The organism is Capnocytophaga sp. oral taxon 863 str. F0517, assembly GCF_000466425.1.
Classification (GTDB): domain Bacteria; phylum Bacteroidota; class Bacteroidia; order Flavobacteriales; family Flavobacteriaceae; genus Capnocytophaga.
Window position 1 is genome coordinate 1 of record NZ_KE992140.1, and the last position, 2,800, is coordinate 2,800.

The following is a 2,800-nucleotide window of genomic DNA, read 5'->3' on the forward strand; positions in this document are numbered from 1 at the left end:
TGTATAGAGTACAGTGAACAATGGTGATATTCCCACTATACACCCCGCTTTGAGTACTCGCATATTTTGCCTGTGTGGTACTCATACACCCCTTTGAGGTAAAAGTACAATAAATCCTTCATTCCACAAAATTATTTTTGAAATATTTTGTGGGGTGTTTTGTTAATAACTGATTGTTAGAGGGTTGTGATTGTTGTTTTTTGTGGTTAGTAAATTTTTTATGATGGATTACCTATCAATATTCAAAAAAAATGTTAACCTATTAGCTGTGCTATAGTTGTATACAGTACACACAAATTAAACCACAAGAAATTTACTAATGCCTTTTTAATAATTATGTTTAAAACCTAACTCTGTTAACAGTTTTTCAAAAAGAAAAATCACATTATCAGTAGTTTGAGATTCATATTTTATATTTATATAAAGAGTAGAATCATTGTCTTCATAATATCCATATAACCAAATATAAAAAGTCCTAAAAATTATTGTTATTTCATCATATTCTTCATTAAAAGAAACTACAAAATCTTTTAGCAACTCTCGGACTTTTTTTAGATCTAAATCTATTTTGAAAAAACCTTCTTTAGCCATTTTATTTAATTATTTTTATGAGTTCCCCCGCTGGTGCGAGCTTGCAGCTCGTACCCCAATACGCCAATTCCACCCCAAAGTGATTAAAAAAACTTTCTCTTTTTCGGGCTACTCTCTTTCAAAAGTTAGAAGTATTTAGTTACTTTCTTTGTTTTTGCATACCTTTAGCCTTTGCTCTTAAGACTTATTATTGTAAACCTATTTCAGGATATGACACTTATGGGTATTCTAAACAATATAAATATCTTGAGGAGTATTTATGGGAACTCTTATAATTAAATTATTTGCATTTTCAGCTTCGATAAAATCATCTATAATTGTGATATTAATAATTGGATCTATATTATCCATAAATAGAAACCATATTAAATTACCAATGTTATCTTCTAATAAAATTATCCCATCGCCTCCCCAACTTCCTTCACCTCCCCCTACAGTATATTTATTATTACTGTTCCTTACTAATATATCAAATTCTGTAACATAATCTACCGAGTTGTATAAAAAATAGCTCTCAACAGTTGTTTTACAAACAACTCTTATTGATACATTATTTTTTTCAATGACCAAAATATCCCCATTTGGAAAAAATATACCATTTATTAAAGGACATTTAAAATTATTTATTAGTTTAACAATATCCATACATTATTCTTATTTATCTTTATAAGTATTTTTTTTATTAGAAATAGATGATTTAAGAACAGGTTTTTCTTTTAATCCTTTATCAGGAACAATACCTCCTGCTGCAATATTTTTTTTATCTTTGTATCTTTTTTTGAATTTATCCCACCAAGTATTTTTTTCAGAAAGAGGAAATAGTTCATCCGCTTCGACAGTGTTTATTTCAAGTGTATTAAGTCCAGCATTCTGAGCAGCTAATAATCTCCTGTTATCATAAGTAACCATCTGTCCATCAACAATGATTACATTTATTGGTTTATATTTAGAAGGATCAAACACTCTTATTTCAGATACTGTTCGCTGTGAATAATTAATGTCATTTGGATTAACAAATATAAGTTCCAACCCCAGTAAATCTACCCACGCATTGGTATCACTTACATAAGCAAAAAAGTTAGGCTCTCCAGATAAGAATCCTATTGGGTCTTCACTTATATACCTCCCCGTCTCAGGGTGGTAATACCTAAACCTATTGTAGCAGAGTTCGACCTCACTATCATAGTACTGTCCTTGGTATTTAAAAGGACACCTAAAATTCTCTTTTGGTGCGAGCCGCACGGGCAAGGTGGTTTAGCGGTCTTGTTCGCGTTCCCATATCAGCTCACCTTCTTGGTTGTAGGCTTCTATGGGGGTGCATATTTTTTCTTATTATAGGTTAAAGATTACATAGTTCTTGCGAATTCAACATCATTTTCAAGGGATATAAAAATACACCAAGACATATTACTATTAATAATATAATGTTGTTCAGGAATACTAAGTAATTTATGTATTATCTTATTTAAATCTCTTAATAAAAAAATATAAGCATAATCAGTCAGATTATCTCCTAAATATATAACAATTTCCTCTTCATTAATTCTATTTTCTTTTATAACATTATGAATAAATAAAGAAAGATCATCATAATTTATTCCATCCCATCTTAATATTTCATAGTTATGTAGTTTTTCTAAATGATATCTATCAAATTTTACTGGAAATAACTTATTCATCTTATCAAAATATGGATAAATATCATCTACAACAAAGTCATTCTTCAGAATTTTAGATAATTCCCTATGTAATTCTATATCATAATAATTTTTCATTTATTTCCTATAACGTTTTTGTATTTTTTTTACAGTTTTTTCGCTGGCTTTAAAAATAAAATGAGGGGTATCCTTCTCTTTTTTATCAAATACATTTATATGTGCCCCAACCTTCTCATCAAACTCAATTCTAAATCCAACTCTTCCATCAGCCGTCTTCATTCCATGAGGTTCTCCAATAACTTTAACCCTACTAATATTTTGAATATCTGCTTTAAAACCTCTTTTTAATAGCCAATCAAGTGCACCTTCCTTTTGCTTTTTTCCATGTTTGTCTTTTGTACCAAACATTGCTTGGTTGAAATCATCAAAATATATATTTTCAGAATCCAACCCCAGCAAATCCACCCAAGCATTGGTATCACTTACATAAGCAAAGAAATTAGGTTCTCCAGATAAGAATCCTATCGGGTCTTCACTTATATACCTCCCCG

The 2,800-nt window shown here is 29.9% G+C and carries 4 protein-coding genes and 1 pseudogene; all 5 read right to left on the reverse strand.

The genetic code is table 11. The features are described 5' to 3' along the window. Positions 1-327: 327 nt before the first annotated feature. Positions 328-591 (reverse strand): hypothetical protein, encoded by a 264-nt coding sequence (locus HMPREF1551_RS06120; RefSeq protein WP_021628200.1) that lies wholly within the window; start codon positions 589-591, stop codon positions 328-330. A 228-nt stretch (positions 592-819) separates the two neighbouring features. Continuing rightward, positions 820-1,236: a hypothetical protein gene (locus HMPREF1551_RS06125; RefSeq protein ID WP_021628202.1), complete on the reverse strand. Its 417-nt coding sequence runs from the start codon at positions 1,234-1,236 to the stop codon at positions 820-822. A 9-nt stretch (positions 1,237-1,245) separates the two neighbouring features. Then, positions 1,246-1,833 carry an RHS repeat-associated core domain-containing protein gene (locus HMPREF1551_RS14340; protein WP_021628203.1) on the reverse strand — a complete coding sequence of 196 codons (588 nt, stop codon included), beginning with the start codon at positions 1,831-1,833 and terminating at the stop codon, positions 1,246-1,248. Between the two features lie 104 nt (positions 1,834-1,937). Continuing rightward, a complete protein-coding gene (locus tag HMPREF1551_RS13120) occupies positions 1,938-2,366 on the reverse strand; it encodes a hypothetical protein (RefSeq protein WP_009415651.1) in 429 nt (142 codons plus the stop codon). Further along, positions 2,367-2,800: pseudogene (locus tag HMPREF1551_RS13920) on the reverse strand (hypothetical protein); the annotation flags it as partial.

What these genes read in the sequence shown, in the direction of transcription:
- HMPREF1551_RS06125 (WP_021628202.1), bottom strand. Translation starts at nt 1,236, where the DNA reads ATGGATATTGTTAAACTAATAAATAATTTTAAATGTCCTTTAATAAAT.
- HMPREF1551_RS13120 (WP_009415651.1), bottom strand. Translation starts at nt 2,366, where the DNA reads ATGAAAAATTATTATGATATAGAATTACATAGGGAATTATCTAAAATT.
- HMPREF1551_RS06120 (WP_021628200.1), bottom strand. Translation starts at nt 591, where the DNA reads ATGGCTAAAGAAGGTTTTTTCAAAATAGATTTAGATCTAAAAAAAGTC.